Genomic DNA, 2,578 nt, shown 5'->3' on the forward strand with positions numbered 1-2,578 from the left:
ATGCGCGAGTTGCGCCGCATCCTCCTCGTAGTCCGCCTCACCGACTTGCCAGACGAAGTGAATAGCGCGTGCGATGCGCTCCTCGACGACGATATCGAGCAACGTTTCGCGATTCTTGAAGTAATAGTGGACCATCGCCGAAGTCACGTCCGCCGCCGAGGCGATCTGTGCCATCGTCGTCGCGGCGATGCCTTGCGCGGCAAAAAGCTCGGTCGCGCGATCGAGGAGACGTTCGCGTCCGTCGAGATCGGGCGCGGCGCGGCGCCGCCCCCGCGTCCTGGGTCTCGGCGCGCCGGATGCAGTCCTGTTCATGCTTCAAATTTAATTCATGCGTTAGTTAATTTCAAGGTCGATTGCGGCGATACGCCCCATGCAGGCCGGAAACCCTTCCTATTCGACCGCGTACCGTGGAATCGAAATATGGACGATGAACCCGCCCGCGGCATCGGGACCCGCCGTCACGGTGCCGCCCAGGCGGCGCACGCGGTCGCGAATACCGGCGAGGCCGGATGGCGGCGGCCGGTCCTTGCGCAACTCGGTGTCATCGCTGCCGCCCGCGGCCGCGGCCGTCCCGTTGTCGCTGATCTTCAGATCGCAAATCGAGGCGGCGCAGCTCAGCGCCACTTCGACAGACGTCGCGCCCAACGCATGGCGCATCGCATTGCTGAGGCTTTCCTGCACGATCCGGAACAACGCTGTCGAAGCCGCTTCGCTGAATGTGACGTCCTGCGTTTCGGTCACGAGCGAGACATGCAAATCGGAGCGCTGCCGACAATCGTCGATAAGCCATTCGAGGGCGGGCACTAGCCCGAAATCGTCGAGCGCGGCGGGGCGCAAACCCGCGGCGAGGCGCCGCACCGAGACGATGGCGCGATCGACGGCATCGCGTAGTTGCGCGGCACGGGCAGTGTCGTCGGCAAGCACGGTGGCGAGCCCCATCTTGAGCGCCGTCAACTGCTGGCCGAGATCGTCGTGCAGTTCTCGCGCGATACGTTTTTTTTCTTCCTCGCGCGCAGCCTCGATTCGGGCCGCGAGCTCGCTCGCGTATTGCAACTGCCGCAGCTCGTTGCGCTCGGTCATGTCTCGCGTGACTGCCGCGAATCCGATCAACTGGCCTCGCGGCCCGTAGACAGCGGTGATGATGACGTTGGCCCAAAACCGCGAACCGTCCTTGCGCAGGCGCCAGCTCTCGTCCTCGGTACGCCCGTGGGCGGCCGCGGCCGCGAGTTCGGCCTGCGGCTTGCCGGCCACGATGTCTTCAATCGGGTAAAAGCGGGAAAAATGCTGGCCTATGATTTCCGATGCGCCAAATCCCTTGAGACGCGTCGCACCCGCGTTCCAGCTCGTGACGTGTCCCTGGGGGTCGAGCATGAAGATGCCGTCTTCGACGGCATCCATGAGCCGCCTGAGCCGCTCTTCGCTTTGCTGCGTCCGCTCTTCGTGGCGGCGGCGCTCGGTCATGTCGCGCGTGATCTTGGCATAGCCCGTCAGCACGCCCTGCTTGTCGCGCAAGGCCGTAATGACGACGTTGGCCCAAAAACGGCTTCCGTCCTTGCGCAAACGCCAGCCCTCGTCTTCCCAACGCCCATGCGCGGCCGCGCGCGCGAGCTCTTCGTCCGGATAGCCGCGCGCGACGCTCTCGGGAGGATAAAAAACGGAAAAATGGCGCCCGATGATTTCGTCGGGGAGGTAGCCCTTGATCCGCTGCGCACCGCCGTTCCAGGTCGCAACGTATCCGTCCGCGTCGAGGAGGAAGATCGCGTAATCGTTGATCGCTTCCACGAGCGAGCGATAACGCTCGTCGCCCGACACACGGTCGATCGACGAAGCCGCGCGCCGGCCATGCGTGAAGTGCGGGCGTGAATCCACGGAGACTCCCGGGCAGAGATGTCGCCAGTCTAATCTCCAGCACAATGCTTGCCAACCAGCCGCGCTGGCCGAAGCTGTAAGCCGTGTCCGACACGGCCGCCCGAATGCGCACAGCAATTGCATCCTGCACCGATTTGCAACCGCGCGGGTTTCGGCCAGACTGCGTGTATGGATTCGAACCTGCCGCCACCGGCCTTGAAGGTGTTTCTCGTCGAGGATCACCCCACCATTCGCGAGCGCATCGCCGAGCTCGTCCGCTCCGTCGCCGGGACGCAAGTCGTCGGCATGGCCGATGAGCCCGATGGCGCTTGCGCCGGCATCGGCCTCACGCAACCGGACATGGTCGTGCTGGATTTGCAGCTCAAATCGGGAACGAGCGGATTGGCCGTACTCGAGTGGCTGCGCGAGCATGCCCCGGGCATTGCCGCCATCGTGTTGACGAACGCGATCTACCCGCAAATGAAAGCCGCGTGCTTGGAGCTCGGCGCACGCCTGGTCCTCGACAAATCGTCCGAAGCCCTGCGTGTACGCGACGCGGTGCGCGAGCTCGCTCACCGCTGAGGTTGTAGGCGAATCCCGACAATCGGCGCGCTCGCCGCTTACGCCAGATTCAGCCCGACCTGATTTCAAAGAGATCCGGTGAAGCCGATACTGAATCCAACACCAACGTAACCGCGACACCGATACAAACGCCGCCGGCATGACCGGA

General features: G+C 64.1%; 3 protein-coding genes. 1 reads left to right on the plus strand and 2 read right to left on the minus strand.

The window, feature by feature from the left end; genetic code table 11:
- Positions 1-312 (minus strand): helix-turn-helix domain-containing protein (locus VGL01_RS13100; RefSeq protein ID WP_331569929.1); only part of this gene is annotated, 312 nt, incomplete at its 3' end.
- A gap of 78 nt (positions 313-390) precedes the next feature.
- Positions 391-1,869, minus strand: coding sequence for a PAS domain S-box protein (locus tag VGL01_RS13105; RefSeq protein WP_331569931.1), 1,479 nt, complete (start codon positions 1,867-1,869; stop codon positions 391-393).
- 168 nt (positions 1,870-2,037) lie between these two features.
- On the opposite strand from VGL01_RS13105, the gene VGL01_RS13110 reads away from it, so the two are divergent.
- Positions 2,038-2,430 carry a response regulator gene (locus tag VGL01_RS13110; RefSeq protein WP_331569933.1) on the plus strand — a complete coding sequence of 131 codons (393 nt, stop codon included), beginning with the start codon at positions 2,038-2,040 and terminating at the stop codon, positions 2,428-2,430.
- Positions 2,431-2,578 lie beyond the last annotated feature (148 nt).

The sequence above is a fragment of the Trinickia sp. genome, from assembly GCF_036503415.1.
Taxonomy (GTDB): Bacteria; Pseudomonadota; Gammaproteobacteria; order Burkholderiales; family Burkholderiaceae; genus Trinickia.

Excerpts from the sequence above, each read along its gene's own strand:
- VGL01_RS13110 (WP_331569933.1), top strand. The coding sequence starts at position 2,038 with ATGGATTCGAACCTGCCGCCACCGGCCTTGAAGGTGTTTCTCGTCGAG.